Source organism: Variovorax raffinosi (assembly GCF_051216615.1).
GTDB lineage: Bacteria > Pseudomonadota > Gammaproteobacteria > Burkholderiales > Burkholderiaceae_C > Variovorax.
This window is the reverse complement of record NZ_JBPJZR010000006.1, coordinates 330,878-349,640: the sequence shown is the minus strand read 5'-3', so window position 1 is coordinate 349,640 and position 18,763 is coordinate 330,878. Positions and strand designations below refer to the sequence as shown.

6 protein-coding genes are annotated in these 18,763 nt (G+C 69.8%); 4 read left to right on the top strand and 2 right to left on the bottom strand.

Going from position 1 to position 18,763, the window contains the following annotated elements; translation table 11 throughout:
• The first annotated feature begins 107 nt into the window (after positions 1–107).
• From ACSFB7_RS20145 to ACSFB7_RS20130, 4 genes are all read left to right on the top strand, one after another.
• The gene (locus ACSFB7_RS20145) at positions 108–716 is read left to right on the top strand and encodes a hypothetical protein (protein ID WP_435473238.1); all 609 of its coding nucleotides are present in this window, start codon (positions 108–110) and stop codon (positions 714–716) included.
• Positions 717–770: 54 nt separating this feature from the next.
• Entirely contained in the window at positions 771–3,686 is a 2,916-nt protein-coding gene (locus tag ACSFB7_RS20140) for a beta strand repeat-containing protein (RefSeq protein WP_435473236.1), read from the top strand.
• Positions 3,687–3,984: 298 nt separating this feature from the next.
• Positions 3,985–11,184 (top strand): hypothetical protein, encoded by a 7,200-nt coding sequence (locus ACSFB7_RS20135; RefSeq protein ID WP_435473235.1) that lies wholly within the window; start codon positions 3,985–3,987, stop codon positions 11,182–11,184.
• Positions 11,185–11,206: 22 nt separating this feature from the next.
• Positions 11,207–14,899 (top strand): prealbumin-like fold domain-containing protein, encoded by a 3,693-nt coding sequence (locus ACSFB7_RS20130; protein WP_435473234.1) that lies wholly within the window; start codon positions 11,207–11,209, stop codon positions 14,897–14,899.
• A gap of 15 nt (positions 14,900–14,914) precedes the next feature.
• Here the strand turns inward: ACSFB7_RS20130 and ACSFB7_RS20125 are convergent, their stop codons facing one another.
• Positions 14,915–16,387, bottom strand: coding sequence for a TPM domain-containing protein (locus ACSFB7_RS20125; protein ID WP_435473233.1), 1,473 nt, complete (start codon positions 16,385–16,387; stop codon positions 14,915–14,917).
• A gap of 47 nt (positions 16,388–16,434) precedes the next feature.
• Positions 16,435–18,705, bottom strand: coding sequence for a penicillin-binding protein 1C (gene pbpC, locus ACSFB7_RS20120; RefSeq protein WP_435473231.1), 2,271 nt, complete (start codon positions 18,703–18,705; stop codon positions 16,435–16,437).
• Between the last annotated feature and the right edge of the window lie 58 nt (positions 18,706–18,763).

The window sequence follows — 18,763 nt, the reverse complement described above, 5'->3', positions numbered from 1 at the left end:
TGCCAGCCCATGCAAGGCCGGCATTTCCCATTGCGGCCCGAGCCGCTTATTTCACGCCCGGTATTTGCCGGGGGTGGACTCCTGTGTGTCTTGAATTCGGAGCAACCATGTCCATTAAAAAACTGACTCAATTCGCTTGCCGCCGCGGCATCTCCCATTTCGCTGCCCGCATGGGCGCCGGCGCGATCGTCGTTGCCAGCCTGAGTGGCCTGGCCGGCACCGCCATGGCCCAGTCCGCCACCGCCGCCACCGAGGCCGCGCAGAAGACGCAGAACAAGGCCGTCGCCGTCGTGCTGACCCAGCACAAGGTGGTGAAGGACGCGCAGGGCAAGGAGCAACTGCTCGACGCTGGCTCGGTGAAGCCCGGCGACGTGGTCGAGTACCAGGCCACCTACACCAACAACACCGGCAAGCCGGTCACCGGCCTGGTGGCCGACCTGCCGATTCCCGAAGGCCTGGCCTACCTGCCGCGCAGCGCCAAGCCGGGCGCCACGCTCGTGCAGGCCGCAACCAAGGACGCCGTGTTCGGCCCCGAGCCGCTGACGCGCAAGGTGGCCGGCAACAAGACCGAACCCGTGCCCTACGCCGACTACCGCGCGCTGCGCTGGAGCCTGGGCCAGTTGCCCGCCAACGGCAGCGCCGCCGTGAGCGCGCGCGCCAAGGTCGAGACGGTCGTGCCGCTTGCACCGCCGGCCGTGGTGGGCGCCGCGCGCTGAGCCACTCCATCCGCTTTTCTTGTTCCCGTTCTTTGACAACCGAGGAGAAATCACGTGATTCCCACCCTGCCAACCCGGCGCGGCAACGGCTTCATGCCGGCTGCGTCGTGGGTCGGCGCCGCAGCGTTGACGCTGGGCTTCCTGTTCGGAAGCCCGGCCTCTCTTGCTGCCGCACCGCCCGCCAACACCGTCATCGGTAACCAGGCCTCCGCCACTTACTCGGATACGGCCGGCACCACGCAACTGGCCACATCCAACCTGGTCCAGACCACGGTGCTGCAGGTGGGCTCGTTCACGCTCGACAACGTCGGCAGTGCCGCGCTGCCGCTCACCGTCATCAACACCAAGATCGGCGCCGTCGGCTCCACGGTCTATGCACCGCACACGCTGACCAACACCGGCAACGGCAACGACACCTTCTCGATCAAGGTCGACGCCGACACGGACAAGTTCTCCAAGGTCGAGGTCTACGCGGACGCCAACGGCGACGGCGTGCCCGACAGCACCACCAACCTGTGTACCGCTTCGGGCGCCGGAACCTGCGACATCGCGGCGCTGCCGGTGGCCGGCAACAACGGCGTGTTCCGCTTCGTCGTGGCCTACACGATTCCCGGCACGGCCAGCGGCGCGGGCACCGTCCCCGCCACCTTCGACACGGCGACCCTCACGGTCACGCCCGGCACGCCGGCGCTGTACACCGCACCGAACACCTCGGCGGCCGTCAAGGACGACATCCAGCTGACAACGGCTGCGGCGTTCAACGTCACCAAGACGATCGGCGCGCCGTCCGTGTCCGCTCCTGGTGGCGGTGCATGGCCCACGGCTGCCAACGGCGGCCAGCGTTCGTCCTCGGCAAGCTGCGCGACGACGTGGTCGGCTGGCCTGGCTTCCAGCGCGAGCTGCCAGTACACCGTCTACACGCTCACCTTCAACAACACGGGTGGCGCGCCCGGCAGGTTCGCGATGTCCGACACGCTGCCCAGCGGCATGACCTACGTCGCGGGTTCCGCGGTGTGGAGCAGTGTTCCCGGCACGGCACTGGGCGACGGCGCGGGTGGCGATCCGACCGGCATCGACTTCCAGGTCATCGGCAACACGCTGAACACCGTGGTCGCATCGCTCGGCCAGAACGTCACGCAGACGGTCAGCTTCGTGGTGCTGGTGAACAGCACCGCCGCCATCGGCACCTCGACCACCACCAACGTGGCGAAGTTCGAGCCGACCACCGTTCCCTCGACGATCACCGCGGGGTCCATCGGCACGCCGGGCTCGAGCACCAATCCGTCGGCGTACACGGTCCTTGCCAACTACGGCGTCGTCGTCGGTGCCAACGGCTCGACCGCCGCCAACGCCGTCGACACCACGCCCGGCACGCCCAACGGCACCGCGAACGACCAGACCACGCGTGCGTCGGTCGTCGCCGGCGGCAGCGTGAAGTTCACCCAGACCGTGTTCAACGCCGGCACAGGCAGCGACACCGTGAACCTCTCGGTGTCGTCGAACACCTTCCCGGCCGGCACCACCTTCCTGTTCTTCGCAGCCGACGGCGCCACGCCGCTGCTCGACACCAGCGGCGACGGCGTGCCCGACACCGGCCCGATCGCGGCTGGCAGCAGCATCGGCATCGTGGTGCAGGCCAACGTGCCTTCCGCCACGGCGGTGGGTACGGGTCCGTTCTCGGCCACGGTGCTGGGGCGTTCCGTGGGTGACAACACGAAGATCGACGCCACGCTCGACACGGTCACCATCGTCGTGGGCTCGCTGGTCGACCTGACCAACACCGCTGCCGGCACGGGCTCCGGCTCGGTCGGTGGCGGCGACCTGGGCCCCGGCCCGAGCCCGAACCCGACCACGACCAACTCGACCGCGGCCGGCACCGGCACGGTGTTCGCGCTGTTCGTCAAGAACAACGACACGAAGAACAACAGCTACAGCCTGGCGGCCAGCCAGTCGACCAGCTTTCCCGGCTCCCTGCCGGCGGGCTGGACGGTGAAGTTCGTGGCCTCGGGCGGCAACTGCTCGTCCACGGCGATCACGTCCGTGGCCGCCAACGCCGGCGTGCAGGTGCAGGTTGCTGCGTGCGTGACGCCACCCGCGACGCAAGCGCCGATCACTGCACAGAAGATCTACTTCCAGGTGCAGTCCACCGCCACCGCTTCGACCGGCGTGATCGTGACCGACACGAAGACCGATGCAGTGACCGTGACCGTGCCGGTGACGTACAGCGCCACGCTCTCGCCGAACAACAGCGGCCAGGTCGCACCGGGCGGCACCGTGGTGTACCCGCACACGCTGAGCAGCACCGGCAGCCAGAGTTGCGGCGCGTACACGCTGACGGCAACCGTGCCGTCGGCCGACGCCTCGCTCGGCTGGACCACCGCGATCTACCTCGACGTGAACGGTGACGGCCAGATCGACGCCAACGACACGCTGGTGACCCCCTCGAGCGCTCTGACGCTGGCAGCGAACGGTTCGCAGAAGCTGCTGGTGCGCGTGTTCGCACCGGGCGGTGCGACGGCAGGCGCCACCGACACGGTGAGCGTGACCGCGACCTTCACGGCCAACTGCGGCGCGCCGACGGCGACCGACATCAGCACCGTGATCACCGGCCAGATCCGCGTCGTCAAGACGCAGGCTGCCAGCGCCGCGTGCAACGGCGTGGCCGACACCGCGTTCGCTGCGGCCCCGCTGCAACTGAAGCCGGGCCAGTGCATCGTCTACAAGGTGGTTGCCACCAACGAAGGCACGGCATCGGTCACCAACATCGCCATCAACGATGCGGTGCCCGCGTACACCGCGCTGAGCGCGACGCAGCCCGCTGCGCTGACGCAATGCACCTCGACCGGTGTGAGCGGCACGGCACTGGCCTATGCGCAGACCGCCACCGCAGTGAGCTGCGGTAGCGCGGCCAACACCGTGGCCCCCAGCGGCACGGCCACGCTGCTCTTCTCCGTGAAGATCAACCAGTAACGACAAGGGTTTGAGTCGCCGGTGGGCCTCGGGGTCCGCCGGCTTTCGCGAGGCGCCGCCTTGGCTGCGCCTCGCCTTTTTCCCTTGCCGCTTTTGCACGGCAGCAGCCTGCGTTGTTGTTGCTGCCGCTGCAGCAGCACGCGAGCGCGCCTGTCCCCCAGGCGGCAGAGGAAAGAGTTCTTTCTTTCGATTTGTGATGAGGTCCGCCCGCCACGCGCGCGTGGACCGACGGAAGGTGTGTCGCGTGCAATTTCTTGTCGAGTCTCCGAGCATCCGCTCGCACCGGTGGCGAGGCGGCATGGCCGTCGCCACCGTGGCGGCGTTTGTCCTGGGCCTCGTCCTGAGCAGCACCGGCGCGCATGCTGCGCCGGCCCCCGGTGGCACCGTCATCCGCAACGTGGCCACCGCCACCTACGTGCCGGCCGGCCTGCTGCAGACCGAGACATCGAGCTCCAACGGCGTCAGCGCCAACGTGATGGCGGTCGAGTCGCTGCTGCTCACGCAGGACCAGGCGATCAGCCGGCCGCCGGCCAGCATCGTCACGCTGAGCCACGTGCTCACCAACACCGGCAATGTGCCGTCGAACTACACGCTGGGCCTGGCCAACAACGGCGCGGGCTGTCCGGCCGACACGCTCGACCTGTCGTCGCTGCGCGTGGTGCGCGACGGCAACAACAACGGCGTGGTCGATGCGGCCGATCCGGTGCTGCCGCTGGGCGTCGGCGGCGCCCTGGCGCTGCAGCCGGGGCAAAGCGTCGCGCTGCTGGTGCAGGGCACCATTCCGGCCGTGGCGATGGGCAGCGCCTGCGTGGCGCTGACGGCCACCACCGCGCTGCAGAACGTCAGCGCGGTGAACCGCGACACCGTCAACGTCGGTGACGTCGCGGTGCTTGCGCTCACCAAGTCGGCGAGCTATCCGGGCATTGTCGAGCCGGGCAGCACGCGCATCGACTTCAGCGTGTCGGGCACCAACATCGGCGGACGCGACGCGCAGCCCGTCAACACCGCCGCGCCCGCCGGCACGCGGGTGCTGGTGAATGGCACGTCTACGGCCCTGGTGCTGTTGCGCGACGTCGTGCCTGATGGAACGAGCTACATCGCGGGCACGCTGCAAAGCGCGGCGGCCGGCGCGGTGCGCCTGTTCCGCCTGCAGGGCGATGCCGAGTTCAGCTACCGCACGGCGGAAGATGCCTCGGCCATCGAAGTGGCGATCGGCGTGCCGGCACCGCTGGTGCGCAATGCATCGATCGCCATGCAGTTCGGGGTGCAGGTCAAGGCTGACCAGAGCGGCGAGATCCGCAACACCGCGCAGGGCTTCTACAACGACGGCGCGGCACCGGCGGTGGCGCCGTCGAACACCGTGCTCATCACCACGAGCCAGAGCCGCATCGGCGTGGCCAAGGCCGCGTCCGCGCCCCGCATGAACCGCGGCAGCGACGGCCAGCCCGACGGCACGGCGACCGTGACCTTCGACGTCAACGTGCGCAACTACGGCAGCCTGTGGCTCTACGGCGTGCAGTTGCCCGACGTGATGGAAGGCGGTGCGGCCACGCAGTTCGGCAACTACACCACGGCCGCCGTGCCGGCCGCGAACCAGTACACCATCGTGCCTGGCACGCTGGCCATTGCCGCCAACCAGGGCAACGGCACCGCGGTGGCGGTCAACAACGCCTTCAACGGCACGGCCTCGGGGCAGAACCTGCTGGCACCGGGCGCGGTGCTGCCGGTGGGCGGGCAGTTCACCGTGCGCTTCGACGTGCGCTTCAACGTCGCGGGCCGTGCCTCCACGCTCTACAACGCCGTGCGCGTGCAGGCGGCGCTGGCGGTGGGGGCGCTGCCGACCGTCTTCGACGATTCGGTCAACGGCAGCAACCCCGATGCGGACGGCGACGGCAACCCGAACAACGACGCCTCGCCCACGCCGGTGTCCACGCAGTTGCCCACGCTCTCGCTGGTCAAGACGGTGTCGCCGCCGCGCCGCATTGCGCAGGGCGTGTTCGAGCTGGACTACGTGCTCAAGGTCAGCAACACCGGCATTGCGCCGGCGCCGAACGTGCGGTTGATCGACAACCTCAACTGCACCTTCGACATGGACAAGCCCGAGACCCACGTTGCCACGTGGGAACTCACCGCCGCGCCCAAGGCGCGCAACGGCCTGCTCGATGTGGCGGGTGGCTTCACCGGCCGCGCCGCCTGTAACCGCGAGACGCTGACCAGCACCGACCCGTTCAAGCTGCCGACCGAAGCCGCGCTGAGCCTGACCGACGGCGCCCGCGCGCTCGCGCCGGGGCAGAGCGAAGAGCTGTCGTTCACCGTGCGCATCACGCAGAAGGCCGACGCGATCGGCGCCCGCCTGGCGCTCACCAACAAGGCATGGGCGGCGGCGTTCGACCAGAACACCGTGAACGTCACGCCGGCGATGCTGGTGGTGGCCAGCGCGAGCACGGCGCAGTCGCTGGTGGCCGACCCGGAAGGCACGGTCTACAACTCGCTCACGCGCGAGCCGGTGGCCGGCGCGGTCGTCACCTTCGCGCGGCAGTCGTGCCGCAGCGGGCCGGTCACGCCGGTCACGCCGGACGACCTGTTTGGCGGCTCGTCGGGCGTGTACACCTTCCATGCCAACGGCAGCGCGTCGATGACCACCGGCGCCGATGGCGGCTACCAGTTCTTCCTGCAGTCGCCTCCGGTCACGGGCTCGTGCACCTACACGCTGGACGTGACGCCGCCGGCCGGCAGCGGCTATGCATTCCCGTCGCAACTGATCACGGTGACGCCGGGCACGCTGGACCGCTGCGGCGCCATCGTGCCCAACGGCGGCCCGCCGAAGGGCTCGGACCCGACCACCCACTACTTCTCGCTGAACGCGGGCTTCGATGCTTCGGGCGCGGCCTGCGACGTGGTGCACAACCACATTCCGCTGGACCGGGGCAACGTGCTCGGGCTGGTGCTGCGCAAGGAAGGCAGCAAGCGCGAGGTCGAGTTCGGCGACTTCATGGACTACGCGCTGGTCGTCACCAACAAGACCGGCTTTCCGTTCACCGGCGTGAGCCTGTCCGACAACCTGCCGCCGGGCTTTGCCTACGTGGCGAACAGCGCGCGGCTGAACGGCGCGGTCACCGCCAACCCGGTCGGCGGCGCGGGGCCGCAACTGCTGTTCAACCTCCCGGCGCTGACCCTGGCCGCCGACCAGTCGGCGGTGCTGCGCTACCGCGTGCGCATCGGCGTGGGCGCGCCCACCAACGGCGACGCCATCAACCGCGCCCGCGCCAACTCGGGCCGGATGCAGTCGAACCTGGCGAGCTGGACCGTGCGCGTGACCGGTGGCGTGTTCTCCGACGACGCCTTCCTGTTCGGCAAGGTCTACATGGACTGCAAGCGCGACGGCCGGCAAGAGGGCTCCGACGAGATCGGCGTGCCCGGCGTGCGCCTGTACATGGAAGACGGCACGCACGTCATCACCGACGTCGAAGGCAAGTGGAGCCTGTATGGCCTGAAGCCCGTCACGCACGTGCTGCGCGTGGACCAGACGACCTTGCCTCTGGGTGCGCGGCTCGAACTGCTCGACAACCGCAACGCCGGCCGTCCCGAGAGCCGCTTCGTCGACCTGAAGAAGGGCGAGTTCCACAAGGCCAACTTCATCATCGGCAACTGTGACGCGCCGGACGTGATGAAGGACGTGATCGCGCGGCGCGCGGCCATCGCCGCCATTCCCGACACCGAAGCCGAGGCGCAGGTGCGCATGCGCCTGGACCCCGAAGGCCGCATCGTGCCGGTGGGCGATGTGCGCTCGCTGCCCGCCAGCGGCCAGGCCCTGTCCACCGGCAGCACCGGCGCCAGCACGCTCGCCACTTCGGCCCCGCTGATCGCGATGCCTTCGGCGCCCGCCGGCGCGAGCGGCTTCGTCAACGGCGCATCGGGCACCATGGGCGGCACGCTCGGCGCCAGCGCCGCACCGCCGTCCACGCCCGCGGGCAGCCTGTTCGCCGCGCTGAACGGCCTGCCCACCAACGCACAGGGCGCATCGGCCACCGGTGGCGGCGCGGCCGGCGTGGGTGCCTTCGCCAGCCGGCCGGTCAACACGAACACCGCGATGCTCGAGCCGCGCAGCGCGCCATTGCTGCCGCAGGCCGTGCCCAGCCCCGTCGAACTCGAAGCGCTGCTGCCGCAGGTCGAGGACAACGCCCTCGGCTTCATCGGCCTGAAGGATGGCGACACGCTGCCCGGCCTGCTGGTCAACGTGCGCGTCAAGGGCGAGGACGGACTGGCGCTGCGCCTGAGCGTCAACGGCAAGGCCATCGAGGAACGGCGCGTCGGCAAGAAGACGCAACTGCCTGCCAAGAAGCTCGGCGCCTGGGAATACATCGGCGTGGTGCTGCAGCCCGGCAGCAATCAACTGCGGCTCGAAGGCGTGGACCCCTTCGGCAACGTACGCGGCACCGCGCAGCAGATCAGCGTGATCGCGCCCGACAAGCTCGGCGCCATCCAGATCGACCTGCCCGCATCGGCGCAGGCCGACCTGCGCACGCCCGTCATCGTGAAGGTGCGCCTGACCGACGCGGCCGGCGTGCCCGTGACCGCGCGCACCCAGCTCACGCTGGAGGTCGACCGTGGCCGCTGGCTCGACGAAGACCTGAACCCGGCCGAACCCGGCACGCAGGTCTTCATGGACGGCGGCGTGGCCGAGTTCCGCCTGCTGCCGCCCGGCGAGCCCGGCGACGCGCGCATCCGCGTGAGCGCCGGCAGCTTTGTAAAAGAAGTGCGCCTGGCGCTGTTGCCCGAGATGCGCCCGATGATCGCGGTCGGCATCGTCGAAGGCGTGCTCGACTTCACCAAGCGCGGCGGCGTGCCGCTGGGCGCCATGCCGGCCGGCGCGGCCTTCGAGTCCGAGCTCACCGGCCTGGCCGACGAGAGCAACAAGAACAGCCGCGCCTCGGCCCGCGCCGCCTTCTTCCTCAAGGGCACGGTCAAGGGCGAGTACCTGCTGACCGCCGCCTACGACTCGAACAAGACGCGCAACGACCGCCTGTTCCGCGACATCCGCCCCGACGAGTTCTACCCCGTGTACGGCGATTCATCGGTCAAGGGCTTCGACGCGCAGAGCACGCAGAAGCTGTATGTGCGCATCGACAAGAACCGCTCGTACTTGCTGTACGGCGACTTCACCACCGCCAGCAGCACCGAGGTGCGCAACCTGAGCCAGAGCAACCGCGCGCTCACGGGCCTCAAGCACGTCTATGACGACGGCAACGTGCGCGCCACCAGCTTCTTCTCGCGCACCGCGCAGACGCAGCAGGTGGAAGAGTTCCGCGCCGTCGGCACCTCGGGCCCGTACTACCTGAGCGCGCAGGGCGGCGAGTTCGTCGACAACAGCGAGCAGGTCGAGATCGTGGTGCGCGACCGCAACCAGCCCAACCTCGTGCTGCAGCGCACGACCGTGGCGCGCTTCGTCGACTACACCATCGAGCCGCTCACGCGCCGCCTGCTGTTCACGCACGCGATTGCCTCGGCCGATGCCAACCTCAATCCGCAGTCGATTCGCGTGACCTATGAGGTCGACGCGGGCGGCCCCAAGTTCAACGTGGCCGGCACCGACGTGCAGGTGAAGGTCGGCAACAACCTGCAACTGGGCGTGGTCGCCAGCACCGACGAAAACCCCGAGAACCGCCGCAAGCTCGGCGCCGTCACCGCCGTGGCGCGCGTCGGCGACAACACCACCATGGCCGGCGAGTGGGTGCGCACCGAGTCCGACAAGAACGGCAAGGGCAACGGCGGGCGCATCGAGCTGCGCCACCAGACCGCCGACCTGGCCGTGGTCGCGCTCGCAAGCAAGACCAGCACCGGCTTCGACAACCCGGGCGCCAGCTTCTCGGCCGGCCGCACCGAAGCCTCGGCGCGCGCCGAGTACCGCATCGACAGCAGCACCGCGCTGCGCGGTGAAGCCATCTACAGCCAGGACGCATTGCTCGAAGGCAGCCGCCGCGGCTTCACCGCCAGCGTGCAGAAGAAGTTCGGCGAACAACTGGTGGGCGAAGTGGGCCTGCGCCACGGCCAGAGCGGCGCGGGGCTGGGCAGCAGCTCGGGCTTCGACTACGGCCAGATCTCGACCTACAGCGGCAACCTGGGCAGCGGTGTCGGCGCCGGCAATGTCACCGCGCTGGGCAACGCGGCCAATGCCAACGCGAATGCCGAAGAGCTGACCACCATTCGCGCGCGCGTCTCGGCCCAGGTGCCGGGGCTGCCGCAGGCCAATGTGTTCGTCGAAGGCGAGCAGGACATTCGCAAGTCGGATCGCCATGTGCTGGCCGTGGGCGGCAACTACGCGGTGACCGACAAGACGCGTATCTACGGCCGCTACGAGCTGGTCTCCAGCCTCTATGGCCCGGACGAACTCACCTCGAGTTCGTCGAACAACGTCGGCATCTTCGGCATCGAGAGCAGCTACATGGAGGGCGGTCGCGTGTACAGCGAATACCGCCTGGCCGACAGCCTGGACGGCCGCGCCGCGCAGGCGGCCATGGGCGTGCGCAACACCTTCAAGATCAGCGAAGGCCTGAGCGCGACGGCCGGCATCGAGCACACGCGGCAGCTCGGCGCGTACCGCAACAGCGGCAACAGCGGCACCGGTTATTCGGGTGGCCTGGGCCAGTCGACGGCCATCACCGGCGGGCTGGAATACATCACCGAGCGCATGAAGACCAGCGGCGTGCTCGAAGCGCGGCAGGGCGACGACGCCAATACGCGCCTGTTCAGCGCCGGCTTCGGCTACAAGCTCGACCGCTCATGGAGCCTGCTGGCGCGCAGCGTGATGAGCGACAGCGAAGGGCAGGGCAGCAATGCCGGCAACGAGCGCCACCTGTCGCGCCACCAGATCGGCCTGGCGTACCGCCCGGTGGATACAGATAGCTGGAACGCGCTGATGCGCTACGAGCGCCGCAGCGAGCGCGTGGTGGGCAGCGGCAGCTCGACCGGCGCGCTCGACGGCGGCAGCGTGTTCGGCTCGGGCTACGGCAACGCCAGCCTGCCGGGCGCCACCAGCGCCGACATCGTGTCGGCCCACTTCAACTACAACCCGCGCCCCGGCGCCGTCATCAACGGACGCTACGCGGCCAAGTGGTCGCGCGCCGACGACGGCCTGCTCAAGAGCACCTACTGGGCGCACCTGCTGCAGGCGCGCTACACGCAGGACATCAACAAGGACTGGGACATCGGCGTGCAGGCCGGCCTGCTCTACGGCAAGGACGGCGCGCTGCAGAAGACGGTGGGCGTCGAAGTGGGCTACCAGGTCATGAAGGACCTGTGGGTCTCGGCCGGCTACAACTTCGTGGGCCTGAAGGACCGCGACCTCACGGCCAACGAATACACCAGCAAGGGCGCCTACATCCGCCTGCGCTTCAAGTTCGACGAGACGGGGCTCGGCTTCCCCTCGGCCGGCGCATCGCGCACGGCGAAGGACCGGGCCGCCGAAGCGGCGCCGGTGACTGCAGATGACAAGAAATGATTCGGCCTTCAAGGCGGAACAGATGACTCAAATTCCAACTTCGCACCGAGGCTCGCGAGGGCGTGGCCTGTGCCGCATTCGTTGGCTGTGGGCCGGTGCGCTGGCGCTGCCGGCCCTGCTCCTGTCGGCACCGGCGACGGCCGGCCAGGTGGCCTGTACGCCGGACCCGGGCTACAACACCTGCACGCAGATTACCTACTCCGGCGCCAACCAGACCTTCACCGTGCCGAGCGGCGTGAGCGCGGTGTTCATCAAGGCCTGGGGCGCGGGTGGCGGCGGACCGAACACCAGCTACTACACGGCGCAGCGGGGCGGCGGCGGTGGCGGCTTTGCTTCCGGCACGCTGACGGTGACGGCGGGTTCGTCGCTGGGCGTGCGCGTCGGGCAGGGCGGGCGGGTCAACGACACCGGCAATCCCTACGGCGGTGGCGGTGCGGGCGGCAATGGCGCGAACATCAGCCGTGGCGCGAGCGGCGGTGGCCTGTCGGGCGTGTTCACCAGCACGACGAGCTACACGCAGGGCAACGCCCGCCTCATCGCCGGCGCGGGTGGCGGTTCGTCCCCGGGGGCGGACGTGGGCACGCCGAGCGGTGCGGGCGGCGGCGGCCTCGTCGGCGGCAGCGACGGCACCACGGCCAGCGGCAAGGGCGGCACCCAATCCGCCGGCGGCGCGGCGGGCAGCGGCGGCTCGTGCAACGTGGCCGTCGCAACGGCGGGCACCGCGCTGCAGGGCGGCCGGGGCGCCTCGACCAACCAGAACCAGAACGAAGGCGGCGGCGGCGGCGGCGCGGGCTACTACGGCGGCGGTGGCGGCATCTGCCAGGGCTCCGACCCCAACGGCATGGGCGGCGGCGGCTCCAGCTTCCTGGCGTCGGCACTGTCCGGCTCGAGCACCGAGGGCGGATCGAATTCGCCGTCCAACAACACCGGCGGCGCGGCGGCCAACACCGACGACCCGCAATACGTCCCCGGCATCGCCGTCGGCGGCGGTGGCGATGCCAGCGGCGGCAACGGGCTCGTGGTGCTGCAGTACAACGTGCCCGCGCCGGTGCTCGCACTGAGCAAGACGGCGCAGGCAACGGTGACGCCGGGGGGCGCCATCACCTACACCCTGAGCCTGACCAACAACGGCACGGCCGCCACCGGCACCTCGGTGATCGTTCGCGACCAGTTGCCGCCCGGCGTGATCGCCACGGCGGCCACGCGCGGCACGAACGTCTCGGCCCTCAGTTGCGGCACGCTGCCCAGCACGGCCGGCGCCTTGCTGACCTGCACGATGACGCTGCCCACCGGCGGCATCCCCATCGGTATGACGCGCAGCTTCACGCTCACGGCCACCGCGCCCACGCTGGCCGGCACGCTGATCACCAACTACGCGAGCACCAACACGGCCGGCAGCGGAGCGCCCGGCACCAACCCCGGCACGGACTGCAAGTCGAGCGCCACGGTCAGTTGCGACAGCGCCGACACCACCGTGGTGGCCGGCCCGGCCGCCGCCGCGCAGTCGGGTGTGCGCGTGGTCACCGACAACCAGCCGGCCAACGGCGCCGCGCAGGACGTGCTCGAAGTCTTCGTGCGCGACGCCAGCGGCAACCCGGTGGGCGCTGGCGCGGTCGTGAACTTCGCCGCCACGCCCAACGTGGCCTTCAATGGCGCCGCGGTGGGCGCGGCGGGCAGTTGCACCACCACCGCCGCGAGCCTGTGCCAGACAACGGCCACCAGCACCGTCGCCGTGACCTACGCGAGCACCGCGGTCACGCTGGGCGGCACGGCGCTGGGCGGCAACTTCACGGCCGGCGGCAACGCCTACCTGCCCAGCCCGAGGCCCTACAAGTTCGCGCCGCTGCCGACGACGGTGACGATCAGCAAGGTCTCGCTCAACAACACCGGCGCGTTCGGTTTCACGGGCAGCAACGGGGTGGCGACGCAGACACTGACCACGGTCACCGCCGGCACAGCCGTCACGGGCACGACCCAGACGCTCACCGCGTCGGGCGTGGCCACCACCATTACCGAATCCGTGCCACCGGCCAACTACGCGCTCACCGGCGTGAGCTGTACCGGCCTGGGCGCGGGCGGCGCTGCGACACCCGACCTGCCCAACCGCAAGGTCACGCTCGACGCGGCCGCCACGTCGGCGGGCAGCAACATCGCCTGCACCTTCACCAACACCTACACGCCGCCGTACCCCAAGGTGCGGATCGTGAAGACCACGACCAGCGGCAGCGGCAGCAACGTGTTCGGCTTTGCGCTCAGCGGGCTTTCAGCGTCCACCGACAGCATCACCGTCACCGGCGTGGGCACAGCGAGCGGCGCCGCCAACCTCACGGGCACCGCCGGCCTGGAAGCGTCGATCCGCGAAAGCGCGCCCGCCGGCTGGCCCGCCAATCCGATCAGCGCGAGTTGCGTCGACGCGGCCAGCGCGACACCCAATGCGCAGTTCGGCACGCTGGTGGGCAACCGGCTCACGCTGCCCGCGGCCAACATGGTGGCCGGCGCCAACATCAGCTGTACTTTCGTCAACGGCTTCGGCTACAGCGTGTCGGGGCGCGTGTTTCTCGACAACGGCACCGGCACGGGCGGCATCGCGAACGATGGGCTGATCAACGGCACCGAGGGCGGCATTGCCGGCGCGCCCGTGCGGCTGACCAACTGCAGCGCCACCGTGATCTCGACCGCCACCACCGACGGCGGCGGCAGCTACGCGCTCGACGTGCCCTTCGGCACCGCCGCGAACGCGCCGCTGTGCGTGGAGCAGACCAACACCGCGTCGCGCCTGTCGACCGGCGCCTCGTTCGGCAGCGTCAGGCTGCCTTCGGGCTCGGCGGTGGCGAGCGGCGGCACCAGCTACACCTACACGCGCGCCGGCACGCCCGACCGCATCGCATTCACCTGGAACGGCAGCGGCCATGCGGGCCTGAACTTCGGCGACGTGGAGCGCAACACGCTGGCCGCCGATGGCGCCAAGAGCGGCTTGCCGGGCAGCACGGTGAGCTATGCGCACACCTTCATCGCGCGCACCGGCGGCACGGTGAGCTTCAGCATTTCGAGTTCGGTGGATACGCCGGCCATCGGCGGCTGGAGCGGCAAGATATTTGCCGACACGGGTTGCACGGGTTCATTGCAGTCCGGCGCGGCCTTGCTCTATCCGCCCTCGGCGCCGGTCACCATGGTGGCGGGGCAGAACGTGTGCCTGCTGATGCAGGAGTTCATTCCGGCCAGCGCGGGCAACGGCAACAGCAACCGCAGCACCGTGCAGGCCAGCTTCGACTTCACCAATGCAGGCCCGGCGCTGAGCGCGAGCTACACGGTGCTCGACATCACCACGGTGTCGAACAGCGCGCTGGAGCTGAAGAAGGAAGTGCGCAACGTCACGCAGGGCGGCAGCTTCGGCGTCAACAACCAGGCCAAGTCGGGCGAGACGTTGGAGTACCGCGTCACCTACACCAACAACGGCATGACGCCGATCACCGGCATGACGGTGAACGACGCGACGCCGCAGTACACCGCCTTCGTCGCTGCGCAGGCCGGCACCACGCCGGCATCGCTGACCGGCTGCAGCAAGAACACGCCGGCCAATGCTGTGCCCGCAGCGGCGGTGGCCTGTGCCGTTGCGCAGACGGCGGGTGGCACGGGTGGGTTGCGCTGGGCGTTCGGTGGCTCGCTGGCACCGGGCGGCACGGGCGAGGTGCTGTTCAGCGTGAAAGTGGATTGAGCTGCAGCGGGCGGATTACCAACTGCCCGACGCACCGCCGCCGCTGCTGGAGCCACCACCCGACGACGAAGAAGAGCTGTCCGACGAGCTGCTGCTGCTGCTCGAAGAGCTGCTCGACGAACTGCTGCTGCTCCACCCGCTGTCCCGATCGTCGTCATCGCCGCCATGGCCCCGGCGGCCGTTGGTGGGGAAGAAGCCGAACACCAGCGCGATGAAGCTCACCAGCGCCATGCCGATCCAGGTTTCATCGGGGTCCGGGCCCGGCTGCAGCTTGATGAACGCGAAGCCGATGACACCGACCACCAGCGCGAGCCGCACCATGAACCAGGGCACGCTGCGCTGCCAGTGGGTGCGCGCGCCGACCACGACCACCCCGACGCCGATGCCGACGAAGCAGGTGACAAACACGCCCGCGATGACCCACGGCAGCTTGTCCGCGCCCAGGTAGAACCCGAGGACGATGAGCGCCGCGATCGCCAGCGCGATGCAGATGAACACGTAGCGCGCCGTTCTGGACCGGCCCGACAGGTAGCCGACGCCGTACATGAAGCTGACTGGCATGAAAAGCATGAGCGGCATCGCGAAGTTCATCAACGCCAGCGCCGCGGCCACCGGGCCGGCCGCGAGCAGGCCCAGCACCATCGGCCAGCGCCGCGGTTGGGTCGCTGGCGCCTGTGTCTGCAGGTCGGCCCACAGTGCGGCGTCGCGCTGCGCTTCATGTTCGGCCAGCCGCTGGCCCTTGCGGCCCCGCTTGCCCGTGGCGCGCGACACCACGCGCGGCTCCGACGGCGGGCGCGGCCGGCTTCCGTGCCACGCACCCACGCCGATGGTCCAGAGCAGCACGGCGAGCAAGGCCAGGTTGATCTTCGACTGGCTGGAATCCGTCGAGAACATGTCGATCAGGCGGCGCAGCAGCGACGGCTTGCGTTCTTCCTGCGCGGGCGGTTGTTCTTCCAGCGCCGTCACCGCCGGCGGTGGCGACAGAAGCTGCGACAGCGACTGCACCGCGGCCCGCATGCCGCCGGCCATGTCGCCGTCGCGAAAGCGCGGCTTCATCTCGTTGTCGATGATGCGGGCGGCCTGGATGTCGGTGATGCGGCCTTCCAGCCCCGTGCCCACCTCGATGCGCATGCGGCGGTCTTTCAGCGCCACCAGCAGCAGCACGCCGTCGTCTTCGCCCTTGCGCCCGAGCTTCCATTGCGCGAAGACGCGCGTGGCGAACTGCTCGATGGATTCCTCGCCCGTGGTGGGCACGATCAGCACCGCGAGCTGCGCCTGCGTGCCCTGCTCGATCTCGGCGATGTCATGGCGCAGCGCGCCGGCATCGTCTGCGTTCAGCGTCTTCGCGAGGTCGACCACGCGCGATGTCATCGCTGGCACAGCGGGCGTCTTGGCTTGCGCGGGGGCGCAGAGCACGCCCATCGCCATGGCCAACGCGACCAGCCAAAGCCAGGCCCAGGCCGCCATCGGTCTTGCGCGAGATTCCATCGGATTCGATCCTCCTGTGACGGTGCAGGGTGCGAAGCCCTTCATCCTCATTTGCGCGCGCTCTTGGTCACCACGCCCGCGCCGCGCACTTCGACCTTGCGCTGGTCGACCACCTTGCCGCTGGCGTCCACCAGCTCGATCACATGGCGTCCGGGCCAGGGCAGCCATTGCGCGGTGTTGCCGCGCGCGAAATGCTTGCCGTCGATGCGCCACTGCACGCCACGGCCTTCGGCCTCGAAGCGCACGCGCTGGCGCAGCGGCGGGATGTCGGGGTCGAGCGCGAGGATGGTGCCATCGGCCGGCGAGGTGATGCGCGCGGAGGGGCCGTCCGTCGACGTGCCCGCGCCGGTGTCGAGCGCGAACAGCGGCTGCTCGGTGCCCTGCAAAAACCATTCGCTGCGCGCCGCTTCGAGCGCGTTGCCGTCTGCGCCGGGGCCGAACTCGATGTGCGTCTCGACCAACCCGGTGGGCGGCACCGGCGCGCGGCTGGGCTCGCGCGCGTGCAGGAAGCGCATGACCTCGGCCCACACCGGCGCGGCGCCGCTGGTGCCGCTCACGTCCCACATCGACGCGCCGCTGGCGTTGCCGACCCACACGCCGACGGTGTAGCGCTGCGACCAGCCCACCGCCCAGTTGTCGCGCATGTCCTTGCTGGTGCCGGTCTTCACTGCGGTCCAGAAGCGGGTCGAGAGGATGCTGTCGAGGCCGAAGGTGCGCGTGCGCGCATTCGGGTCGGAGAGGATGTCGCCGACGATGAAGGCCGCGCGCGGGTCCATCAGCGGTGGCGTGGACGCGGCCTTGGTCTTGTCGACGGCGGGAGCGGGCGGCCGCGCGGTGAGCGTGGTGGTGCCGTAGCGCCCACCGTTGGCCAGCATGCGGTAGGCGTTGGTGAGCGACAGCAGCGACACCTCGGCGCTGCCGAGTGCCAGGCTGTAGCCGTAGTAGTCGCCGCTCTCGCGCAGCGGCAGGCCGGCGGCGCGCAGCTCGCGCGCGAAGGATTCGGGCGACACCATCACCAGCGTGCGCACGGCCGGCACGTTGAGCGAAGCGGCCAGCGCGGTGCGCGCCGACACCGGGCCCTTGAACTGGCGGTCGTAGTTCTGCGGAATGTAGAGGCCGTTCGCGGTGTTGATCTGTGCCGACGAGTCGTCGATCAGCGAGGCGGCGGTGAGCCGCCTCTCGGCAATCGCCTGGCCGTAGAGCAATGGCTTGAGCGTGGAGCCCGGCTGGCGCAGCGCGGTCACGCCATCGACCTCGGCGGCCTGGCTCAAGGGGCCGGAGGAGCCGACCCAGGCCAGCACTTCGCCGGTCGCGTTGTCGAGCACCACGAGCGCGCCGTCTTCGACATGGCGGCCACGCAGTTCGCGCAAGTGGCGTTGGAGCGAGTCGAGCGCAAAGCGTTGCAGCGGCGCGCGCAAGGTGGTCCTCACGCTGGCCTCCTTGTCTTTCTCCTTCCCCCTCTGGGGGAGGGCAGGGGTGGGGGCTGCCCCCGCATTCGCATCCCGCATCTCACGCAGCACGCGCCGCGCCGCATGCGACGCAATTCCCTCATTGGCATCGAAGGCCCGCCGCTGCACCGCCGCGCTCGTGAACATGTCGAGCGCATCGCAATCGACCTTCTGCCCGGCCTCCATCACGCGCAGCACCTCGCAGGCGCGCTGCGCCACCACGGCCGGCTTGGCATTGGGCGCACGCACCAGCGCGGCGGCCACGGCGGCTTCGCGCGCATCCAGCCCGCTCGGCGCCTTGCTGAACAGCGTGCGCGAGAGCGCATCGATGCCCACGATCTCGCCACGGAACGGCACGGTGTTCAGGTACGCCTCGAGGATCTGGTCCTTGCGCCAGCTGCGCTCCAGTTGCGCGGCGGCCACCGTCTGGCCGATCTTCTGCGTGAAGCTGCGCCCGCCGGCGGCGCGGCGCAGGTCGTCGTCAAGCAGGCCCGAGAGCTGCATCGTGATGGTCGATGCGCCGCGCGTGCGCGTGTTCCACAGGTTGCCCCAGGCGGCGGCCGACACGGCGCGCCAGTCGATGCCGCTGTGTTCGTAGAAGCGCTTGTCCTCGCTCAACACCATGGCCGTGCGCAATGCGGGCGACACGTCGGCCAGCGCGGTCCACTGGCCGCGCCGCACGGTGGCGTCGGTGCGCACGCGCTGCAGCAGTTCGCCGTTGCGGTCGAGCACGGCGGTGTCGGACGAACGGAAGTCGCGCTTGACCTCGTCGAAGCTGACCAGTGCCCAGGCCGGATGCGCGCAGGCCGCCAGCAAGGCTGCGGTGGCAAGGGCCTTGCGGCGAAAGCTGAGGGACGTGGGCTGCTGCATGAAGGGCACGGGAGATCTCGAAGGGCGATCTTCGGCATTCTCTGCGATGCGAAGCGCG